The organism is Streptomyces sp. NPDC003327 (assembly GCF_053589515.1).
This window is the reverse complement of the sequence record NZ_JBSFSA010000026.1, coordinates 21938-41915: the sequence shown is the minus strand read 5'-3', so window position 1 is coordinate 41915 and position 19978 is coordinate 21938. Positions and strand designations below refer to the sequence as shown.

Annotated in this window: 19 protein-coding genes and 1 pseudogene; 14 read left to right on the top strand and 6 right to left on the bottom strand. The window is 72.2% G+C overall.

Going from position 1 to position 19978, the window contains the following annotated elements; translation table 11 throughout:
* The first annotated feature begins 51 nt into the window (after window positions 1–51).
* Window positions 52–222, top strand: coding sequence for a hydrophobic protein (locus ACWDVG_RS20175; protein ID WP_451700642.1), 171 nt, complete (start codon window positions 52–54; stop codon window positions 220–222).
* Between the two features lie 154 nt (window positions 223–376).
* On the opposite strand, the gene ACWDVG_RS20170 is transcribed toward ACWDVG_RS20175, so the two are convergent.
* The 6 genes from ACWDVG_RS20170 to ACWDVG_RS20145 are packed head-to-tail and all read right to left on the bottom strand — an operon-like array spanning window position 377 to window position 6530.
* A complete protein-coding gene (locus tag ACWDVG_RS20170) occupies window positions 377–2002 on the bottom strand; it encodes a SpoIIE family protein phosphatase (protein WP_451700689.1) in 1626 nt (541 codons plus the stop codon).
* Window positions 2002–3846 carry an ATP-binding protein gene (locus tag ACWDVG_RS20165; protein ID WP_451700641.1) on the bottom strand — a complete coding sequence of 615 codons (1845 nt, stop codon included), beginning with the start codon at window positions 3844–3846 and terminating at the stop codon, window positions 2002–2004. The genes ACWDVG_RS20170 and ACWDVG_RS20165 overlap by 1 nt, the downstream gene beginning before the upstream one ends.
* Complete coding sequence (locus ACWDVG_RS20160) at window positions 3843–4886, bottom strand: ATP-binding SpoIIE family protein phosphatase (RefSeq protein WP_451700639.1); 1044 nt, start codon at window positions 4884–4886, stop codon at window positions 3843–3845. Before ACWDVG_RS20160 ends, ACWDVG_RS20165 begins: the two co-directional genes overlap by 4 nt.
* A 5-nt stretch (window positions 4887–4891) precedes the next feature.
* Complete coding sequence (locus ACWDVG_RS20155; RefSeq protein WP_451700638.1) at window positions 4892–5314, bottom strand: ATP-binding protein; 423 nt, start codon at window positions 5312–5314, stop codon at window positions 4892–4894.
* The gene (locus ACWDVG_RS20150; protein WP_351846482.1) at window positions 5311–5688 is read right to left on the bottom strand and encodes an STAS domain-containing protein; all 378 of its coding nucleotides are present in this window, start codon (window positions 5686–5688) and stop codon (window positions 5311–5313) included. Before ACWDVG_RS20150 ends, ACWDVG_RS20155 begins: the two co-directional genes overlap by 4 nt.
* Window positions 5685–6530, bottom strand: a complete 846-nt coding sequence (locus ACWDVG_RS20145) for an STAS domain-containing protein (protein ID WP_451700637.1) — start codon at window positions 6528–6530, stop codon at window positions 5685–5687. Before ACWDVG_RS20145 ends, ACWDVG_RS20150 begins: the two co-directional genes overlap by 4 nt.
* A 463-nt stretch (window positions 6531–6993) precedes the next feature.
* Between ACWDVG_RS20145 and ACWDVG_RS20140 the strand changes: the two genes are divergently transcribed.
* The 13 genes and pseudogenes from ACWDVG_RS20140 (at window position 6994) to ACWDVG_RS20080 (ending at window position 19928) form a co-directional block, all read left to right on the top strand.
* Window positions 6994–7656 (top strand): hydrolase, encoded by a 663-nt coding sequence (locus ACWDVG_RS20140; protein ID WP_451700636.1) that lies wholly within the window; start codon window positions 6994–6996, stop codon window positions 7654–7656.
* 5 nt (window positions 7657–7661) lie between these two features.
* Complete coding sequence (locus ACWDVG_RS20135; protein WP_451700635.1) at window positions 7662–8168, top strand: DoxX family protein; 507 nt, start codon at window positions 7662–7664, stop codon at window positions 8166–8168.
* A gap of 113 nt (window positions 8169–8281) precedes the next feature.
* Entirely contained in the window at window positions 8282–8860 is a 579-nt protein-coding gene (locus tag ACWDVG_RS20130) for a Dps family protein (protein WP_451700634.1), read from the top strand.
* Window positions 8861–8941: 81 nt separating this feature from the next.
* Window positions 8942–9640 (top strand): alpha/beta fold hydrolase, encoded by a 699-nt coding sequence (locus tag ACWDVG_RS20125; RefSeq protein WP_451700687.1) that lies wholly within the window; start codon window positions 8942–8944, stop codon window positions 9638–9640.
* A gap of 44 nt (window positions 9641–9684) precedes the next feature.
* A complete protein-coding gene (locus tag ACWDVG_RS20120; RefSeq protein WP_451700633.1) occupies window positions 9685–10638 on the top strand; it encodes an alpha/beta hydrolase in 954 nt (317 codons plus the stop codon).
* The gene (locus tag ACWDVG_RS20115; RefSeq protein ID WP_451700632.1) at window positions 10635–12530 is read left to right on the top strand and encodes an amidohydrolase; all 1896 of its coding nucleotides are present in this window, start codon (window positions 10635–10637) and stop codon (window positions 12528–12530) included. Before ACWDVG_RS20120 ends, ACWDVG_RS20115 begins: the two co-directional genes overlap by 4 nt.
* A 14-nt stretch (window positions 12531–12544) precedes the next feature.
* Window positions 12545–13273 carry a GPR1/FUN34/YaaH family transporter gene (locus tag ACWDVG_RS20110; protein WP_451700631.1) on the top strand — a complete coding sequence of 243 codons (729 nt, stop codon included), beginning with the start codon at window positions 12545–12547 and terminating at the stop codon, window positions 13271–13273.
* Between the two features lie 45 nt (window positions 13274–13318).
* Window positions 13319–13639, top strand: coding sequence for a GNAT family N-acetyltransferase (locus ACWDVG_RS20105; RefSeq protein WP_451700630.1), 321 nt, complete (start codon window positions 13319–13321; stop codon window positions 13637–13639).
* Window positions 13534–13890, top strand: a pseudogene (locus ACWDVG_RS20100) (alpha/beta fold hydrolase); the annotation flags it as partial. The gene ACWDVG_RS20105 and the pseudogene ACWDVG_RS20100, both read left to right, overlap by 106 nt.
* Before the next feature lie 104 nt (window positions 13891–13994).
* The gene (locus ACWDVG_RS20095) at window positions 13995–15326 is read left to right on the top strand and encodes an ABC transporter substrate-binding protein (protein WP_451700629.1); all 1332 of its coding nucleotides are present in this window, start codon (window positions 13995–13997) and stop codon (window positions 15324–15326) included.
* Entirely contained in the window at window positions 15326–16291 is a 966-nt protein-coding gene (locus ACWDVG_RS20090; RefSeq protein WP_451700628.1) for a carbohydrate ABC transporter permease, read from the top strand. Before ACWDVG_RS20095 ends, ACWDVG_RS20090 begins: the two co-directional genes overlap by 1 nt.
* The gene (locus ACWDVG_RS20085) at window positions 16288–17175 is read left to right on the top strand and encodes a carbohydrate ABC transporter permease (RefSeq protein ID WP_451700627.1); all 888 of its coding nucleotides are present in this window, start codon (window positions 16288–16290) and stop codon (window positions 17173–17175) included. The genes ACWDVG_RS20090 and ACWDVG_RS20085 overlap by 4 nt, the downstream gene beginning before the upstream one ends.
* Window positions 17172–19928: an ATP-binding protein gene (locus ACWDVG_RS20080; protein ID WP_451700626.1), complete on the top strand. Its 2757-nt coding sequence runs from the start codon at window positions 17172–17174 to the stop codon at window positions 19926–19928. The genes ACWDVG_RS20085 and ACWDVG_RS20080 overlap by 4 nt, the downstream gene beginning before the upstream one ends.
* Window positions 19929–19978 lie beyond the last annotated feature (50 nt).

The following is a 19978-nucleotide window of genomic DNA, read 5'->3' as shown; positions in this document are numbered from 1 at the left end:
GTGCATCGGACGGGCATTGCGGGGCAGGCGGCTGCCAGGAGGTTGATGACAATGGTTCCTTTGCTTCTGGTCCTGCTTCTCGCCCTGATCCTGTTCGGCGCGGGATTCGCCCTGAAGGTGCTGTGGTGGGTCGCCATAGCCGTGCTGGTGATCTGGCTGCTCGGCTTCGTCATGCGGTCCACCAACGCGGGCGGCGGGCGCGGCCGTTGGTACAGATGGTGAGGTGAGCGAGGGGGCGCTTCCTCGCGCACCACGCACCTCGGGGCCCGGCCGGACGGAAACGGCCGGGCCCCGAGGTGCTTCGGAAGGCCGGGCGCCGCGCGACCGGCAGAAGAGGGACGGGCGTCGTGGAAGGTCCGCGACACCGGCCCCCGCGTCACTCCGAAGGACCGGTGACGCGGACCGCCATCAGGGCGATGTCGTCCTCCCCGTCGGGCGGGAACGCGGTCAGCAGCCCGTCGCACACCTTCTCCGCGTCGGTCGGCAGCGTGCCAAGGACGGTCGACAACCGCGTCAGCGAGTCGCCGAGGTCCTCGTGGCGCCGCTCGATCAGGCCGTCCGTCGTCATGACGAGCACGGAGCCCGGGGGCGCGGCCACCCGGACCGCCGAGGGCTGCGGGAGGCGCAGACCGAGAAGGGGCCCGTGTTCCTCGATGAAACGGACGCTCCCGTCGGGAGTGCGCAGAAGCGGCGGCAGGTGGCCGGCGTTGGCGACGTGCAGCAGCCCCGACCCGCTGTCGACGAGGACGATGCACAGGGTGAGGGTGAGCTGTGTCTCGACGGCCACGAGAAGGTTCTCGATGCGGTCGAGGATCGCCTGCGGCGAGTGCTCCTCGATCGCGTAGGCGCGCAGGGCGTGGCGGATCTGCCCCATCAGCATCGCCGCGTCGAGGGAGTGGCCGGCGACGTCGCCGACGGCGAGCAGCAGGCCGTCCCGGGTGGGCAGGGCTTCGTAGAAGTCGCCGCCGATCTCCGCGTGTTCGCTGGCGGGCAGGTACCGCACCGCGAGCTCGGCCAGGGAGGAACGGGGCAGCGTGTCGGGCAGGAAGCTCCGCTGGAGCGTCAGCGCCAGGTCGTGCTCCTCGGTGTAGCTCCGCAGGGCCTCCAGGGCCAGGGCGCAGGCCTGGGCCAGTTGGGTGAGCAGCTGCTCGTCGTCCGACGTCGCGACGACCTCGGCGGGCACCGCGAGACACACCGGGGGGCGCCCCGGCTTCGCCCGGGCGAAGCCGACGGCGAGCATGCCCCCGGGTATCGGACGGGCCGGGAAGCCCGGCCAGGACCGGGCCTCCACGAGCAGCAGTCGGGTGCCGGTCCGTTCACCGAACTCGTGGTACGACGGCAGTTCCCGCACGTCGACCTCGCCGGCCTCGACGCCGAGGGAAGCCTCCTCGGCCCGCGCCGCCGTGCGGGCCGCCGAGGCGGGCTCGCCGTGCGGGGAGACCAGAGCCGCCACCGCCGTCGTACCCAGCACGGTCGCGGCGCCTGCGGCCGCCGCACGGGCGACCTCGATGGCGTCGTCCGCGCTGTAGAGGAGGTGCGTGGCCTCGTTGAGGTGGAGGAGGCGCTCGGCCAGGTGCTCGGCCCTGCGCCGGGCGCGGGCGTAGCGCAGGGCTGCGGTGACCGTGGCGAGGAGCTCGTCCGGGGCGATGGGTTCGGTGAGGTACGCGTCGGCTCCGCGGTTGAGGCCCTGTGTCCGGTCGGTGGCGGTGATCGCCGAGGCGGAGACGTGGATGACGGGAAGGGCCGCCGTGACGGCGTTCGCCTTGATGCGCTCGCAGACGTCGAAGCCGGTCATGTCCGGCAGGCGCACGTCGACGATGGCCACCTCCGGCAGTGGTTCGCCGGACGAAAGGATCGCCAGGGCCTGGGTGCCGTCCTCGGCCTCGACGACCGTGTGCCCCGCCCGCGACAGCGTGGTCCTCAGCACGTAACGGTTCGTCGGGTTGTCGTCGACGACGAGGATGCTCGCCGGCGAGTTGTCGGACGGGGACGGGTCGGGGATCACGCTGTCGTCTTTCCGCTCTCGGCAGGTGCGTTCCCCGCCGCCGGGGGAGGGGGACCGGCGAGCACCGGGTCGAGGCCCAGGGCCAGCAGGATGCGCTCTCGGGTGAGGTGGGTCTTGTTCAGCACGGAACGTGCGTGGGTGAGCCGGGTCCGGTCCACCTCGCTGGGGTCGGTGGAGGTCAGCACCACGACGGGGATGCGCGCCGTGACCGGGTCGCGTGCCAGGACCCCGAGCAGGGTGTAGCCGTCCGGCGCGGGCATGACGAGGTCGATCAGGATCGCGTCCGGCCGGCGGGCGCGGACGATGTCCACGGCCTGCGAGCTGACCGCGACCTCGGTGACGTCGTCGGCGATGCGCTCCAGCGTGGGCCGCAACAGGTCGAGGAACATCGGATCGTCGTCCACCACCACGAGGGAGCCGAGCCGGGCGGTTGGCTCGACCGCCTGCGGCGCGTCTCCGTCCGCACCCGGCGCATCCCCGGCGGGAGCGTCGAGATGGGCGGGGATGTCCACGCGGACGGTGGTTCCCGCACCGGGAGCACTGGTCAGCGTGAGAGTGCCCCCAAGGATCGTGGTGAGCCGGCGCGCGTACGGCAGCCCCAGGCCGGTGCCGGGCTGACCGCGCTGGTGCACGCCCAGAACCTGGTAGAACTCCTCGAACACCCGCTCCTGCTGGTCCAGCGGGATCCCGACGCCCGTGTCCGTGGTGGTGAACGCGAACCAGGTACGCCCGCCCCGCGTCTCGGTCTCGACGGTGAGCCGGACCTCGCCCGCCGTCGTGAACTTCAGCCCGTTGGAGAGCACGTTGCGCAGCACACGGGTCAGCATGACCTCGTCGGTGACGAGCCGCGGGGCATCCGGCACATCGGGAATGTCCAGGCGCACCCCTTCGTGTGCCATGCCGCCGAGCGTCCCGCGGAGCTGATGGAGCAGCGTCCGCAGGTCGGTGTCGGCCGGCGCGGGCTCCAGCCGCCCGGACTCCGCCTTCGCCACGTCGAGGAGCTCCTCCACGAGCGCGAGGAGGGTGCTGCCGGAGCCGGCTATCAGAGACAACTGCTGCCGCTGTTCCTCGCTCAGCGGATCGGCGCCGGGCGCCATGAGGAGGCGTGCGAGGGAGATGACCGAGTTGACCGGGGCGCGCAGTTCGTGGCTCACATTGGCCCAGAACCTCGTCTTGGCCTCGCTGGCCAGACGCAACTGCCGGGTCTTGTCCTCCAGCTCGGCGTACAGGGCGACCACGCCCGTGTTCGTCTCCTCCAGCTCCGCGGACAGCTCGCTGTAGAGGGCGACCACTCCTTGGTTGGTCTCCTCCAGCTCCTTGTTCAGTCGCCGCAGCTCCTCCTGCTGGGCGCGTGATTCCTCCAGGGCCCGGAGCAGCTGCCGGTTCTGTGAACGCAGCTCCTCGCCCATGCTGAGGTCACCCGAACCGAGGAGCGCCGCGCGGGCCCGCTCGACGCGCTGTTCGGAAGTGGTCGTGGAGGGCAGTCGTTGTCCCACCGTCAGGGTGTGCCCTTCCTCCGAGGCGCAGTACCGGCTGTGGTCAAGGAGCCGCTGCGCCGCCTGTACGGTCTCGGCACCGGGACGCCGGTGCCCACTCCAGGTGAAGGAGGCGAGGAAGTGGACGCCACCGGACTCAGGCGCCGTTCGAAGCCCCACGCGAAGGGCCGGGGACCCCAGCAGATCACGCCCCACCTCACTCAGTACGGTCACCACGCGGACCAGTTCGTGACCCTCCAGCCCCAGGGCCTTGCACAGCAGCTGTCCCTGTCTGCGGAGTTCAAACACGTCCCGGTCGGCCCTGAGCGGCAGATCGCTGAACTCGTGGCTCCCCACGGCTCTCACGAGTCGGCCGCCTTGACGACGACGATGCCGGCGTCGTCCCGTCGTACACCCGCCTGACCGAGGATCTGCGCGGCGATGAGCGCCGGACGCCGCCGGAACAGTCCGGGGAAGGAAGCGGGGGACCAGCGGTCGCTCAGCCCGTCGGAGTGGAGCACCAGGACACCGCTCCGCTCCAAAGGCACCTGGTGCGTCTTCAGGGCCGGCATCTGGTGGCCCACGATCCCGGGAACCGACAGCAGGGCGCTCCGCTTGTCACCGATGACCACGCAGCCGCTGATGTTGCCCACGCCGCAGTGCTCGACGGTGCCGCGGGCGTAGTCGGCACGTGCCACCGCGACCGCCGCGCCACGGGTCCCCCTCAGCTCGTCGTGCAGCGCCCTGATGATCAGCTCGGGCGACCTGTGCGCGTTGGTCCTGAACGCGGCCCGTGCCCGTTCACCGGCCAGCGCCGCCAGCGGGCCGTGGCCGAGCCCGTCACACATCATGGAGGTGACCACGACCCCGTCGGGCCGCTCGTCGGTGCGCGCGGCCCAGCTGTCCCCGCACACGGTCTCCCCGCTGATCGGCCGGGTCAGCCCGGCCGCCGAGGGCTCGACGTCCACGAGCGCACCGCCGGCCCTGACGGACCAGAAACGGGCGAGCAGCGCCGTTCCGACCCCCGGCACGGAGTACACGTCGAAGGTGTCGGCGCACCGCGCGATGGAGCCCAGCCCGATGCCCAGGGTGCCGCGGCTCGAGACGCCGTCGGCGAGCGCGGCCGAGAGGTCCGGGATGCCGGGACCGGTGTCCAGCGAGAGCAGCTCGACGGCGGCACGGCCGGGCATGCGGACGATCCGCAGCGCGAGGGAGCCGTCCTTCGCGTACTTCCGGAGGTTGGTGGCCGCCTCGGTGACGGCGAGCTCCACCTCGGCCACTCTGTCCGCGGACATGCCGATGCGGTGTGACAGACGCGCGGCCTCACGGCGCGCGACCGCGTCCAGCACCGCGCCCAGGCGCATCCACACGACGTCCTCGGCCTCGGTCCCGTGGCCGTCGGCCACGGGATTCACCGTGCCCACTTCAGCACCGTCACCGTGGTGCCGACACCAGGCGTCGAATCGAGCTCGAACTCGTCGACGAGCCGGCGGGCGCCGCTGAGCCCCAGACCCATGCCGCTGCCGGACGTCCATCCGTCCGTGAGGGCCAGTTCCGTGTCCGGGATGCCGGGGCCGGCGTCGGCGAAACGCACCCATACGCCGACCCTGGCCACGTCCCGTACGATCGCCGCCTGAGCTGTGCCCCCGCCGCCGTAGATGAGGGTGTTGCGACCGAGCTCACTGGCGGCGGTGACCAGCTTCGTCTGATTGACCAGGGACAGACCGGCCTGCTGGGCGAGCAGACGGACCGTCTGGCGCGCCTTCACCACGTCCCCGCTGGCCTGGATCGCCACTTCCTCGCGTGAGGCCTCGTCGGCCGGGTAGTCCCTCACCGGCTCGCCGGAGGTGACACCTGCGCACGACGAAGGTAGCCCAGCCCGAGTTCGAGGTTGAGAGCCGTCCGGACGCCGCCGAGCGACAGGCCGAGCTCCACCAGGGTCATGGCGACCGCGGGCCGCATGCCCACGACGACCGTCTCCGCGCCCAGGACACGGGAGATCGCCGCCGTGGTGGCGAGCATCCGTCCCACGAAGGAGTCGACGATCTCCAGGGCGGAGATGTCGATGACGACGCCGCGGGCGGAGGTGGCGACGATCTGCTGGGACAGGTCGTCCTGCAGGTCGAGCACCATCTGGTCCTCCAGGTCGACCTGGATGGACACCAGGAGGATGTCACCGATCTTCAGGACCGGAACGCGATCGCTCACAGCAGCCCCGCCGCACGCGTCGCAGCGGCCTTGTCGATCTCGACGAGGGCGTGACGCAGCGCGTCCGCCAGGGTGGCCTTGGTCGGGATGTCGCCGAACTCGATGCCCAGCCCCACGATGGTCTGCGCGATCTGCGGCCGGATCCCCGAGATGACGCACTCCGCGCCCATCATGCGCGCCGCGACGACCGTCTTGAGCAGGTGCTGCGCCACCTGGGTGTCCACGGCGGGCACCCCCGTGATGTCGATGATCGCGTGGGCGGAGTTCGAGTCCAGCAGAGCCTGGAGGAGCTTCTCCATGACCACCTGCGTACGGGCGGAGTCCAGCGTGCCCACGAGCGGCACGCCCACGACGCCGTCCCACAGCTTCACGACGGGCGTGGAGAGCTCCAGGAGCTGCTGCGACTGCGCGGAGATGATCTCCTCGCGGGTCCGCGCGTACTCCTCCACCGTGAAGAGGCCCAGGTCGTCCAGGAGGCGCGAGAACTGCAGGTAGACGCGGATCTCCTCGACGGACCCGCCGAGCAGGGACTCCAGCACCTCCTTCAGGGCGAACACGCTCACGGCGGTCTCGGTGGGGGTGAAGCCCTGGCGCGCCCGGTTCCGGGAAAGCTCCACCAGGAGACTGCGCACGACCGCGTACTCCGAGCTCCGCCCGGCGAACCCGCCGGTCGCGAGGGCGTCGACGACGGCGTCGTACAACTCGCTCAGCTCACGGCCCAGCTCCATGGTGCTCAGCCGGCCGTGCAGGGACGCGCCGACGGCCTGCTCCCACTGCGCGATCAGCTCGGCGCGGCGTGCCGTGAGCAGTTCCAGCAGCCGCTTTGAATCGCCGCTGTCCATACGCAGTTCCCTCCACGTGTCACCAAGTCAGAACGCTGCCGACCATACGGCACAGTCGCGGGCCCCACCCCGACCCGCCGTCGCGAAGGAGGGCGCTCCCCACGCCCCGACCCGGTGCCCAGCCCCATGATTGGCCGCCTGCCCCGCGCGATCCGGTCCACACCTCGCACCCGAACGTGAGACACGTCACGCCGGAGAAGTGCACGAGGCCCGCCCGGGGGCCTCGTGACCCCGGCAGCCGGGTCAGCGCTCGACCACGGCCGCGGCGACCGTCGCTACGCCGGGCCCGTGTGCGTGGCGGGGATCGCCGTGGGCTCCGTGACGCCTCGGGGTGGTCGTGCGCCGTCGTGCCAACGCTTGGGCGCAGGAGGTCAACTCGGCCGGTCGGGCCGCTCCTAGTGTGAGGAAGCGCCGAGCCGCGGAGGCGGTCGGCGCGCCCCCGACAGCTCCGAAAGGACCCCTCATGTTCGACATCGCCCAGGTGCAGGCCGCTCCGAGCAAGGACCTGCTCACGCCCGACAACTCGGTCATGCTCTTCGTGGACCACCAGCCGCAGATGTTCTTCGGCACCGGCAGCGGCGACCGTGCCGCGATCATCAACAGCACCGTGGGCCTCGCCAAGGCGGCCAAGGCGTTCGACGTGCCGGCCGTCCTGACCACGGTCGCCGCCGAGTCCTTCTCCGGGCCCCTGCTGCCGCAGCTCGCCGAGGTGTTCCCCGAGCGGGACGTCATCGACCGCACCACCATGAACGCCTGGGAGGACGAGGCGCTCGTGGCGGCGGTCAAGGCGACCGGACGCAAGAAGATCGTCCTGTCGGGTCTGTGGACCGAGGTCTGCCTGGTGCTGCCCGCGCTCTCGGCGCTGGAGCAGGGTTACGAGGTGTACGTCGTGACCGACGCCTCCGGCGGCGTCAGCCCGGCCGCCCACGAGCACGCCCTGCAGCGGATGGTCGCCGCCGGGGCCGTCCCGGTGACCTGGGTGCAGGTCCTCCTGGAGCTGCAGCGCGACTGGGCGCGCCAGGAGACGTACGGCGCGGTCATGGAGATCGTCAAGGCCCACGCGGGCGCATACGGCCTGGGCGTCGTGTACGCGCAGAGCGTCATCGGCGCGCACGCGGCCGGCTGATCTCCTTGGACACCGGCATTCTGGTCCTGCGCCTGCTGGTGGGTCTGCTCGTCGCCGGTCACGGGGTGCAGAAGGTCAGCTCCCACCTGGGCGGCAAGGGGCTCGCGGGCGGCACCGAGGAGTTCCGTGCCGACGGTTTCCGCGGCGGGGCCCTCACCGCACTGGCGGCGGGCGGCGGCCAGATCGGATCGGGCCTGCTGCTCGCCGCAGGCCTCCTGACCCCGCTCGCCGCCACCGGCACCATCGGTGTCATGACGGTGGCGCTCACCGTGAAATGGCGCCACGGCCTCTGGGTGCAGAACGACGGGTACGAGTACCCGCTCGTCCTCATCGGCAGCGCCGCCGCCCTCGCCGCCACCGGGCCCGGCGCCTGGTCCCTCGACGCGGCCGTGGGCCTCACCCCCTATCCCCTGTGGTGGGCGGCCCTCGCCCTCGCGGCCGGTCTCGGCAGCGGGCTCCTCGCCCGGCTCGTCCTGCACCGGCCCGCCGCCCCGGCTGTCGCCGAGCGCTGAGCGCCGAGCGCTGAGCGCCGAGCGCCGAGCACGAGCCACGCGGACCGGTCCGGCCGCGCGCGCCCCGACCGGACGGCCGGGCCCTCCCCACCCCTTCCCCTCAGGAGCACTCGATGGACACCCTCACGACCCCGCACGGCGGCGGTCAGCCGCTGCTGCACCAGAAGGGCGTCGAGACCCAGGCGTTCGGCACGCTCAAGCAGCTGCCGATCGGCCTCGGCCACGACGCCCGCATGTACGCCTGCCAGCGACTGAACCGCGTCCTCGCCGACACGCAGATCCTCCACTCCCTCTACAAGAAGCACCACTGGCTCATGCGCGGAGCGACCTTCTACTCGCTCCACCTCATGCTCGACAAGCACGCCGAGGCCCAGCTGGCCATCGTCGACGCGCTGGCCGAGCGGGTCCAGAGCCTCGGCGGCCTCGCCGTCGGAGACCCCCGCCACGTCGCGGAGCTGACCGCGATCCCCCGGCCGCCGGACGGCGTCGAGCCGGTTCCGGTCATGCTGTCGCGGCTCCTCGACGCGCACGAGCGGATCCTGATCGACGCGCGGGACGCCGCCGCCCGGATCGCGGCGGAGGGCGACGAGGGCAGCACCGACCTGCTCGTCTCCGAGGTCATCCGCACCGGCGAGGCACAGGTGTGGTTCCTGGCCGAGCACCTCGTGGACACCCCGCTCGTGCGCGGCTGACGGACGCGTACGACGTCGCCGCGATCGGGCGGCGGACCGGCCGTCGCCGCCGGCGTCGACCGGCACGATCCCAAGCCCACGATCGTCCTGGTCCACGGAGCGTTCGCGGACGCCTCCGGCTGGAGCGGCACGATCCGGCTGCTGCAGCACGTGGGCTACCCCGTCATGGCCCCCGCGAACCCGCTGCGCGGTCTCGCCGAGGACACCGCCTACCTGCGCAGTGTGCCGGCCGTCGTCGACGGACCCGTCGTCCTGGTCGGCCACTCCTACGGCGGCGCCGTCATCAGCGGCGCCGCGGTGGGCGACAGCCGTGTGCGGGCCCTCGTCCACATCGCCGCATTCACCCCGGACAAGGGCGAGAGCGCGGCCGAGCTCGCCGCCAAGTTCCCCGGCTCCACCCTCGGCGACACCGTGAATCCGCAGTCGTACCCGCTGCCCGGCGGCGGCACCGGCACCGAACTCGTCATCGAACGGGCCGGATTCCACCGGCAGTTCGCCGCCGACGTCCCCACCGCCGACGCGACGGTCATGGCCGTGAGCCAGCGACCGGTGGCCATCACCGCGCTGGAGGAGAAGGCCGGCCGAGCGGCCTGGAGGACGATCCCGTCGTGGGCGCTGATCGCCACCTCCGACAAGAACATTCCTCCGGCCGCCCAGCGGTGGATGGCCCGGCGCGCCGGCTCGCACGTCACCGAAGTGGACGCGTCGCACGCCGTGGCCGTCTCCCGCCCGGTCGTGGTCACCCACGTGATCCTCGCCGCCGCTCGGGCGACCCGCTGAATCCCCGACCTTCCCCTCCCGCACATCCCGAAGGAGAGCCCCTCATGAACGACCGTCCGGTCCTCGAACCAGCCGCCCAGGCCTTCGCCGACGCCACCGCCCGGCCGCCGTACCTCTACCAGATCCCCGTCGCCGACGGCCGCAAGGCCGTGGACGACGTCCAGAGCGGCGAGGGCGTGCCGCTGCCCGCCGTCGACGAGGAGTGGGTCACCGTCCACGGAGGCCCGACCGGCGACGTCCGCGCCCGGATCGTCCGCCCCCGCGGCGCTACCGGCACGCTCCCCGTCATCCTGTACGTCCACGGAGCGGGCTGGGTCTTCGGCAACGCCCACACCCACGACCGGCTCGTCCGCGAACTCGCCGTCGGCACCGGGGCGGCCGTGGTCTTCCCCGAGTACGACCTCTCGCCCGAGGCCCGCTACCCCGTCGCGATCGAGCAGAACTACGGCGTCGCCCAGTGGATCGCCCGCGAGGGACACCACAAGGACCTCGACGGCACCCGGATCGCCGTCGCGGGCGACTCCGTCGGCGGCAACATGAGCGCCGCCCTCACCCTCATGGCCAAGCAGCGCGGCGACGTCACGCTCCTCCAGCAGGTCCTCTTCTACCCGGTCACGGACGCGAGCTTCGACACCGACTCGTACCACGCCTTCGCCGAGGGCTACTTCCTGCGCCGCGACGCCATGAAGTGGTTCTGGGACCAGTACACGACCGAAGAGGCCGAGCGCGCCCAGATCACCGCCTCGCCGCTGCGCGCCTCCACCGAGCAGCTCACCGGTCTGCCGCCGGCCCTGGTCATCACGGCGGAGGCGGACGTCCTGCGCGACGAGGGCGAGGCGTACGCGGCGAAGCTCCGTGCCGCCGGCGTCCCCGTCACCGCCCTGCGCGTCCAGGGCACCATCCACGACTTCGTGATGCTGAACGCGCTGCGCGACACGTGGGCCGCGGACCTCGCCATCGGTCTCGCGGTCGACACCCTCCGCAAGGCCCTCGCATGACCGGGCCGTCGACCGGCATGCCGGTGGCGGGCCTCGTCCCCGCCCCGCGCCGGGAACCCGTGCGGGCCGACCTCCTCGTCCGCAACGCCAAGGTGTTCACCGGCGACCCCGCCCGTCCCGAGGCCCGCGCCGTCGCGATCCGCGACGGCCGGGTCGCGGCCCTCGGCGACGACCACGACCTCGCCCACCTCGTCGGGCCCGGCACCAAAGTCGTCGACGCGCTGGGCCGACGGGTGATCCCCGGACTGAACGACTCGCACCTGCACGTCATCCGGGGCGGCCTGAACTACGTCCTGGAGCTGCGCTGGGACGGCGTACGCAGCCTCCGCCACGCCCTGGCCATGCTGCGCGAGCAGGCCGGGCGCACCCCGAAGGGGCAATGGATCCGGGTCGTCGGCGGCTGGACCGCCGAGCAGTTCGCCGAGCGCCGGATGCCGACCGTCACCGAGCTGAACGCGGCCGCCCCCGACACCCCGGTCTTCGTCCTGCACCTCTACCAGTCGGCGCTGATGAACCGGGCCGCCGTCCAGGCCGCCGGATTCACCCGGGACACCCCCGATCCACGCGGCGGACAGATCGTCCGGGCCCGGGACGGCGCACCCAACGGGGTGCTCCTCGCCGCCCCGAGCGCTCTGATCCTGTACTCGACGCTGGCCAAGGCGCCGGCTCTCGACGAGGCCGACAAGCGGACGTCGACGCGTCACTTCCTGCGCGAGCTGAACCGCTTCGGCCTGACCTCGGCCGTCGACGCCGCCGGCGGGTTCCAGAACTTCCCCGACGACTACGCCACGGTCGCCGACCTCGCCCGGTCGGGGGAGCTGTCCCTGCGGATCGCCTACCACCTGTTCCCGCAGACGGCCGGGCAGGAGCTCGCCGACCTGAAGCGCTGGACCGAGACGGTCAAGCCCGGCGACGGGGACGAGTGGCTCCGGCTCAACGGCGCGGGTGAGAACCTGACCTGGGCCGCCGCCGACTTCGAGAACTTCTCCGAGCCGCGGCCCGAACTCGGCGCCGGGTACGAGGCCGAGTTCGAGCAGGCCGTCCGGCTCCTGATGGAGAACGGCTGGGGCTTCCGGCTCCACGCGACCTACGACGAGACCATCCGCCGCGACCTGGCCGTCTTCGAGAAGCTCGCCGCGGAGGGACTCTTCCCCGACGGCAACCGCTGGCTCTTCGACCACGCGGAGACCGTCTCCGCCGGCAGCCTCGACCGGATCGCCGCCCTCGGCGGAGCCGTCTCGGTCCAGAACCGGATGTCCTTCCAGGGCGCCGCGTTCCTCGACCGCTACGGCGCCGAGGCCGCCGCCCGCACCCCGCCGGTCCGGGCCATGCTCGACCGCGGCCTCACCGTCGCCGCCGGGACCGACGCCACCCGCGTCTCCTCGTACAACCCGTGGGTCGCCCTCCACTGGCTGGTCACCGGGCGCACCGTCGGCGGCACCGAGCTGTACCCGGCCGCGAACCTGCTCGACCGGGAGACCGCCCTCGGCCTCTACACCCGCGGAGGAGCGCGGCTCACCGGCGAGCAGGACGTCAAGGGAACCCTGCGGGAGGGCTACTACGGCGACCTCGCGGTCCTCTCCGACGACTTCCTCACCGTGGCCGAGGACGTCATCCCCGGCATCGAGTCCGTGCTCACCGTCGTCGGCGGCCGGATCGTCCACGCGACCGCGGAGTACGAGGGCCTCGACGAGGCCGTGCCGCCGGTGAGCCCCGAGTGGAGTCCCGTGGCCCACTTCGGCGGCTACCAGTCGGGTCGTCGGGGCGCCCACCAGGCCTCCCTGGTGGTCGAGGCCGCCGCCGAGTCCGAGCAGCACCGCCGGTGGCGTGTCGCGCGCGGCTCCGTCCCCGAGACGACGCCGTCCTTCGTCGACCCCTGCTTCGATCACTGAAAGAGAGACATCCGATGACTGCCGCCTCCCCGGCCGCCGACGGCGACGAACGGGGCCCGGCCGCGCCCCCGGGACGCCGCTTCGAGCCGGACCTCCGGTCGATGACACGGATCACCCTGCGTCCCATCGCCTCACCCATGCCGCTCGGCTTCTTCACGATCGCCATCGCGTCCGTGATGACGGGATGTCTCCAGCTCGGGATCTTCGGGGAGGAGGCCCGTGCCGCCGTCGCGTTCACGGTGCTGCCGGCGTTCGTCCTCCAACTCCTCGTGAGCTTCCTGGCCTTCGGCGCCCGTGACGTGATCGCGGCGACCCTGATGGCGGTGTTCGCCGGCAGCTGGCTGCCCTACGCGCTCATCATGCTCAGCGGCGCGGCCGACGGCCCGAAGGTCCTCGGCGTCTTCAACCTGGCGCTCCTCTGCTTCGGCGCGCTGATGACCGCCGTGACCGGGCCCAAGCGGGCGCTGTGGCTCGTCCTCGCGGTCTCGCTGCCCCGCTGGGCGGCCACCGGCCTCGCGGGCGTCACCGGGGCCGAATGGCTGACCCGCACATCCGGGGCGCTCGGCCTCGTGGTGGCGCTCGTCGCGATGTACACGGCGTTCGCCCTGATGCTCGAGGACATGCGCAGCGAGCAGGTCCTGCCCATCGGCCGCAGTGGCCCCGCCCACCTCGCCGTGGAGGGCGACCTCGCCGTCCAGCTCCGCAACCTGGAACGCCAGGCGGGCGTGCGCCGCACCCTTTGATCGCGGCCACCGGCCCCGTCGCACCCTGATCACACAGGAGCACCCGTGGACCCCCACGTCATCGACCGTCCCGAGAAGTCCCGGTACGAGATCGTCGCCACTGACGACGGCAAGGGCACCGAGACCGCCGGCTTCGCCGATTACCACCTTTCGGAGGGCGAGATCGCCTTCATCCACACCGAGATCGATCCCCGTTTCGGCGGCCGGGGCCTGGGCGGGCTGCTCGCCCGCGGCGCCCTGGACGACGCCCGGGACCGCGGCCTGCGCGTTCTGCCGTACTGCCCCTTCATCCGCGGCTGGATCGGCAAGCACCCCGACTACGCCGACCTCGTGCCCGAGGGGCGCCGCGCCCGCTTCGGTCTGTGAACCGACCCACTACCGCCTTCCCCCGCCACGCACCGAGGAGTTCACCCATGCCCCGACACGCCCGCCCCACCGTCGTCCTGGTCCACGGCGCCTCCTCCGACCGCACGATCAACCCCGACGTGGAGCGGTACGGCTACGAGCGGGCCGGCATGACCACCGTCGAGGTCGACTCCTCCCACCTGGTCATGCTCGCCCAGCCCAAGGCGGTGGCGGAGCTGATCCTGGACGCGGCCCGGTCCACGGGGCACTGACCCCCTGCTTGAACATCGAACGATTGGTCTCTGTCGTTCGAACGAGGTAGCTTTCCGACACGCCCGCCGAGAACATGCGGCGGGCGATCGGAGGAAGCACACCCATGAGGTTCGGCGCGAGGCTCGCGCTCGCCGTCATCACCCTCGCCGTCACGACCACGGCCTGCGGGACCCCGCAGGACAGCGGTCCGCGGTCGCACACCACCGCGGACTGCGCGCCGTACGCCCGCTACGGCGAGCACCCCGGCACCGAGGTCACCGTCTACGCGGAGAACCGGGACCGCGAAGCCGACCTGTTCGAAGAGACGTGGGCCGACTTCGCCGATTGCACGGGAATCGACGTCCAGTACGAGGGCGACGGGGAGTTCGAGGCCCGGATCCAGCTCCGGGTCGACGGCGGGAACGCCCCCGACGTCGCGTTCTTTCCCCAGCCCGGCCTCCTGGAACGCTTCGCGCGGGCGGGCAGGCTCAAGCCCGTGAGCGCCGGCGTCGCCGCTCTCGCGAAGCAGGGCTGGTCGGCGGACTGGAACAGCTACGCGACCGTGGACGGCACCCTCTACGGCACGCCGCTGGTCGCGAACGTGAAGTCGTTCGTCTGGTACTCCCCGACGTTCTTCCGTGACAAGGGGCTCAGCGTTCCCCGCACGTGGGCCGAGCTGATGGCCGTCACCGAGAAGGTCGCGGCGTCGGGGGTCACACCCTGGTGTGCGGGCATCGAGTCCGCCGAGGCGACCGGCTGGCCCGTGACGGACTGGATCGAGGACGTCCTGCTGCGCCAGCAGGGCACGCACGTCTACGACCAGTGGGTCGCCCACGAGATCCCGTTCGACGACCCACGAGTGATCAAGGCCATGGACACCGTGGGCTCCGTCCTCAAGAACGACCGATACGCCAACGGCGGTTTCGGTCCGGCCCGTTCGATGGCGTCGATCTCCTTCCAGGAGGCCGGCACACCGGTTCTCTCCGGCGACTGCGCGATGCACCGGCAGGCCTCGTTCTATGCCGACATGTGGCCGAAGGGCACCGAGATCGGACCGGACAAGGACGTCCACGCCTTCCTCCTGCCGGGTGTCGACCCGGCGAGCCGCCCCGTCTTGGGCGGTGGAGTGTTCACCTCTGCGTTCGCCGACCGCCCCGAGGTGCGGGCGTTCCAGGAGTACCTGGCGTCCGCGGACTTCGCGAACGCGCGGATGAAGAAGGGCCCGTTCGTCTCCGCGAACAGGGGCGTGGATCCGGCGAACGCCGCGACCCCGGTCGACAGGCTCTCGATCCGACTGCTCCAGGACCCCGGGACACAGTTCAGGTTCGACGGTTCGGACCTGATGCCGGCGTCGGTCGGCGCCGGGACGTTCTGGAAGGGAGCCGTCGACTGGATCGGCGGCGCGAGCACCCGGCAGGTCGCCGGTTCCATCGAACGGTCCTGGCCGGGAAAGTGATGCCGTTCGACGTCGTCGCCCAGCAGCCCAAGCTGCTGTACCTGCTCCAGGGCGTCGCCGCCTTCGGGGCGGTGATCGCCCTGATCCTGCTCGCACTGCACCGGGGACCGGTGCGGAGGAGGGCCGCGGCCCTGATCCTGCTGGCCCCCGCGGTGCTGCTGCTCGCGGTCGGTCTCGTCCTGCCCGGTCTGCGCACCCTGGCGCTGTCGTTCACCGACAGCGGGGGAGACACGTGGGCCGGCTTCGACAACTACGTCTGGGTGTTCACCGACCACCGGGCGCTGGTGGCGCTGCGCAACACCCTGGCGTGGGTCGTGCTCGTGCCGCTCACGTCCACCGCGTTCGGTCTGCTCTACGCCACAGCCGTCGCACGGTCACGGTTCAGAACGTTCGCGCTGTCCCTCCTCCTCACGCCGATGACGATCTCGTTCGTCGGCGCCGGCGTCGTCTGGAAGTTCCTCTACGCCTACCGTCCGGCCGAGGCCGGACAGATCGGCCTGCTGAACCGGATCGTCGTCGCGTTCGACGGCGAGCCGCGGCAATGGCTCGTGGACTCTCCCTGGAACGTCCTGTTCCTCGTCGTGGCGATGGTGTGGACGCAAGCGGGCTTCGCGGCCGTACTGCTGGCCGGCGCGATCAGATCCGTACCCGCGGAGCTGACCGAGGCCGCCCGGCTCGACGGCGCGTCCCCCCGGCAAATATTCCGGCGCGTCGTCCTGCCGACGATCAGGCCCACCCTGCTCGTCGTCCTCCTCGCCCTGGCGATCGGCACCTTCAAGGCCTTCGACATCGTCCGGACCATGACCGGCGGACAGTTCGACACGGGCGTCCTCGCCCACGAGATGTACGACCAGGCCTTCCGTTACGGCGAGACGGGCCGCGGCGCGGCGCTGGCCGTGCTCCTCTTCCTCCTCGTCACCCCCTTCGTCGCCCACCAGCTCCGGGCACGGCGGAGGACCGGATGAGCGGCGTCCGGGAGCGTCTGACCTCCCGTGCCTTCACGTCGACGGCCGTGGTCATCGCGGTCCTCTGGACGACACCGACCCTCGGTCTCCTGATGTCCTCGTTCCGCCCCGAGCGGGAGATCAAGACGACGGGCTGGTGGACGGTGTTCGGTGCGCCGCACCTCACCCTCGACAACTACGGCGAGGTGCTCTCCGGCGGAGGGAACGGGGCGGGGCGGCTCGCGGAGCACTTCGTCAACTCCGTCGTCATCACCGTTCCCTCGGTGCTGTTCCCGCTCGTCCTGGCCTTCTTCGCGGCGTACGCGCTGGCCTGGATCGAGTTCAGGGGGCGTGACGCGCTCGTCGTCGGCATCTTCGCGCTTCAGGTCGTGCCGCTCCAGACGGCGCTCGTCCCCCTCCTGAAACTCTTCTCCCAGGGTTGGCTGTTCCTGCCCGCGTGGCACCTCACCGGTTACGCCCGGTTCGGTCAGGTCTGGTTCGCCCACACGGTCTTCGCGCTGCCGTTCGCGGTGTTCCTCCTGCACAACTTCCTGGCCGGGCTGCCCCGGGAGCTGATCGAGGCCGCCCGCGTCGACGGCGCGTCGCACGGCACCCTGCTGCTCCGGATCGTGCTCCCGCTGGCCCGCCCGGTCCTGGTCAGCTTCGCCGTCATCCAGTTCGTCTGGGTGTGGAACGACCTCCTCGTGGCACTGACCCTGTCGGGAGGAACGGCCGAGACCGCGCCGATGACGGTCAGACTGGCCAGCCTGGCGGGAACCTACGGCAACGACTGGCAGCGTCTCACCGCGGGAGCCTTCGTCGCCGCGCTCGTCCCGCTGCTCGTCTTCTTCCTCCTCCGGCGGCACTTCGCTCGGGGACTGCTCGCCGGATCGGTCAAGGGATGACCCCCGCCGGGCCCAACGGGCAGAACGCGGCGAAGATGCTGAGCCGGCCCGGGCTCCGAGGCCGCGAAGCCGAGCTGGAACAGCTGCGCGCCCTGGTCGACGCGGTGCGGGACGGCGAGGGAGGCGCGGTCGCGCTGCTCATCGGCGAGCCCGGAATCGGCAAGACCGCGCTGCTGCGTGCCACCGTCCCGCTCGCACGCGCCCGGGGATTCCTCGTCAGCCAGGGGCGCGCCGAGGAACTGCACGAACTGGCGCCGCTCGCCTCCCTTGCCTCGGGTCTCCTGCACGGTGACCCGCCGCTGCTCTCCAGCACGGACTTCGCGGACCTCGCCGGCCACCACGACCAGCGCATCCGGCTCGTCGAACGGCTCGCCCAGCTGATCGAGGAACGCTCGGCGGGCAGCCCCGTACTGATCGCGGTCGACGACGTCCAGTGGGCCGACCCGCTGAGCCGTTTCGCCCTGAGCGTCCTGCCGGCACGGCTGCTCAGCTCCCCGATCCTCTGGCTGCTCACCAGCAGGGAGGACCCGGAGCTGTACGGGCAGGGGCCGCTGACGACCACCCTGCCCCTGCGGCCGCTGTCCGAGAAGGCCCTGGCCGAACTGGCCCGCGACGTCCTCGGCGGGGACGTGCCGACGCGGGTGGGGGAACTCCTCGACGGGGCGGGCGGCAATCCCTTCCTCGCGGCCGAGTTGCTCTCGGGCATCGCGGCGACGGGCGCGGACGGGCCGGAGCCCCCCGAGCGGCTGGGCCTCGGCGTACGCGGCCGCCTGGCCGACCTCCGGTCGGGCACCCTGCACTTCCTGCGGATCGGCTCGGTCCTCGGCCGCGCGTTCTCGCTCACCGACGCCGCAGCCCTCTGCGGCCGGCCCGCCTCCGAGCTCAGCGCCGAAGTGGACGAGGCCATCGCGGCCGCCGTCCTCCAGGACGACGGCGACCGCCTCCTGTTCCGCCACGACCTGCTCCGCCAGGCGGTGTACGCCGACCTCACCCCCTCCGTACGCCGGGCACTGCACCGGGAGGCCGCGAGCCGGCTCGTCGCGGCGGGCCGGAGCTCCGGTGACGCCGTCCCGCACCTGCTGAAAAGCGCCGAACCCGGCGACACGGAGGCGATCCGGCTCCTCGGCACGGCCGCCGAGGACGTGATGGCCGTGATGCCCGACCTCGCTGCCGACCTGGCCGTCCGCGCCCTGGAACTCGTACCGCCCCGTGCGCCCATGGCGTACGACGTGGGGGAGCGGGCCATCGTCGCCCTGACCCGCGCGGGCCGGTACACACAGGCACGGGAGACAGGCGACCTGCTGCTCGCCCGGCAGCCGCCCCTGGACGTCTTCGCCCGCCTGCAGTCCGTGCTCGGCGATACGCTCTGGCATCTCGACGACGTCCACGAGCTGACCCGCCGCACGACGACGGCACTGGCAGCGGTCACCGACCCCGCGGTCCGCGCCCGGCTGCTCGCCCGCCACGCGCTGGCCCGGTCCCGCGGGAGCGACCTCGCGGCCGCTCGGGAGACCGGCGAACGGGCGCTCGCCGAGGCGGAGCGAGCAGGCGACCGGGAGGCTCGCGTCCTCGCACTGTGGGGTCTCGGCGAGATCGCCCTCAACGCGGGCGACTGCGCCGCGGCCGTCGAACACCACACCGCGCTGAGCGTGTTCGACTCGGCCTTCCTTCCCGAGGAGGCCGTCGCCCTGATCCACATGGACGACTTCGACGCCGTACGACGACTGCTGCGGACGGCGGGCGACGTCCCCCCGCGCCCGGCCATGCTCCTGTGGACCCAGGGGACCTTCAACATGGGGCTCGGGCGGCTCGACGACGCGGACGCCGACTTCGTCACCGCCGAACGTCTCGAAGCGGACCTCCACGTGCCCGGCAACCTCGTCAACATCCGCGTCAACCGCGGCCTCCTCGCCCTGCTGCGCGGCGACCGCGAGGCCGCGCGAGAACACCTGGACGTCGTGCGGGCGGCCGTCGCCGACCGGCCGAACACGGGCAACCACGCCACGCACCGCTATTTCGAGGCCGTCGTCGCCGACGCCGACGGCGACCACGCGGCAGCGGCCGAACTCGTCCGGGCGGTGCAGCGGGACCATCCCTTCCTCCGGTGGCGGCTCCTGCGCCCCCATGTCGTCCAGGCCGTGCGGATCGCCCTGCGCGGCGGGGACCGGAAGCTCGCCGAGGACCTCGCGGCACAGGCCGCCGCACACGCCGCCCGCAACCCCACCGTGCCGACCGCGCAGGGGACGGCCGCCCACGCGTCCGCGCTGGTGGACGCGGACCACGGCCTTCTGGAGCGGGCGGTGGACATCCTCCTGCACGCCCCCCGGCCCCTGCTCCTGGCCGCCGCGTCCGCCGACCTCGGGCGGGCGCTCCTGGCCTCGGGCGATCCCGCCGCCACACCTGCCCTGACCAGGGCGCACGACATCTACGCCCAGGCGGGGGCAGACGCCGAGACCGACCGGGTCCGGGCCGAACTGGAACGGACCACACACCGCCCCGGCCGGCGCACCGGACGCCTCCGGCCGCGCACCCAGCAGGGCTGGGACGCGCTCACGGCCTCGGAACGGAAGGTGGCCCGGCTGATCGCCGCGGGTCACACCAACCGGTCGGCCGCGGAGGCACTCGTCCTCTCGCCGCACACGGTCAACACCCATCTGGCATCGATCTTCCGCAAGCTCGCGGTGCGTTCCAGGGTCCACCTGGCCCGGATCGTCCTCGCCGAGGACGACGAGGGAACGGCCGACGACGACTGAGCACGAGCTCTGCGCCCCCGTGCAAGGCGCGGTGCGCGGTACGGCAACAG

Excerpts from the sequence above, each read along its gene's own strand:
- ACWDVG_RS20120 (WP_451700633.1), top strand. The coding sequence starts at position 9,685 with ATGAACGACCGTCCGGTCCTCGAACCAGCCGCCCAGGCCTTCGCCGAC.
- ACWDVG_RS20095 (WP_451700629.1), top strand. The coding sequence starts at position 13,995 with ATGAGGTTCGGCGCGAGGCTCGCGCTCGCCGTCATCACCCTCGCCGTC.
- ACWDVG_RS20085 (WP_451700627.1), top strand. The coding sequence starts at position 16,288 with ATGAGCGGCGTCCGGGAGCGTCTGACCTCCCGTGCCTTCACGTCGACG.
- ACWDVG_RS20130 (WP_451700634.1), top strand. The coding sequence starts at position 8,282 with ATGGACACCCTCACGACCCCGCACGGCGGCGGTCAGCCGCTGCTGCAC.
- ACWDVG_RS20090 (WP_451700628.1), top strand. The coding sequence starts at position 15,326 with ATGCCGTTCGACGTCGTCGCCCAGCAGCCCAAGCTGCTGTACCTGCTC.
- ACWDVG_RS20080 (WP_451700626.1), top strand. The coding sequence starts at position 17,172 with ATGACCCCCGCCGGGCCCAACGGGCAGAACGCGGCGAAGATGCTGAGC.
- ACWDVG_RS20110 (WP_451700631.1), top strand. The coding sequence starts at position 12,545 with ATGACTGCCGCCTCCCCGGCCGCCGACGGCGACGAACGGGGCCCGGCC.
- ACWDVG_RS20175 (WP_451700642.1), top strand. The coding sequence starts at position 52 with ATGGTTCCTTTGCTTCTGGTCCTGCTTCTCGCCCTGATCCTGTTCGGC.
- ACWDVG_RS20115 (WP_451700632.1), top strand. The coding sequence starts at position 10,635 with ATGACCGGGCCGTCGACCGGCATGCCGGTGGCGGGCCTCGTCCCCGCC.
- ACWDVG_RS20145 (WP_451700637.1), bottom strand. The coding sequence starts at position 6,530 with ATGGACAGCGGCGATTCAAAGCGGCTGCTGGAACTGCTCACGGCACGC.
- ACWDVG_RS20140 (WP_451700636.1), top strand. The coding sequence starts at position 6,994 with ATGTTCGACATCGCCCAGGTGCAGGCCGCTCCGAGCAAGGACCTGCTC.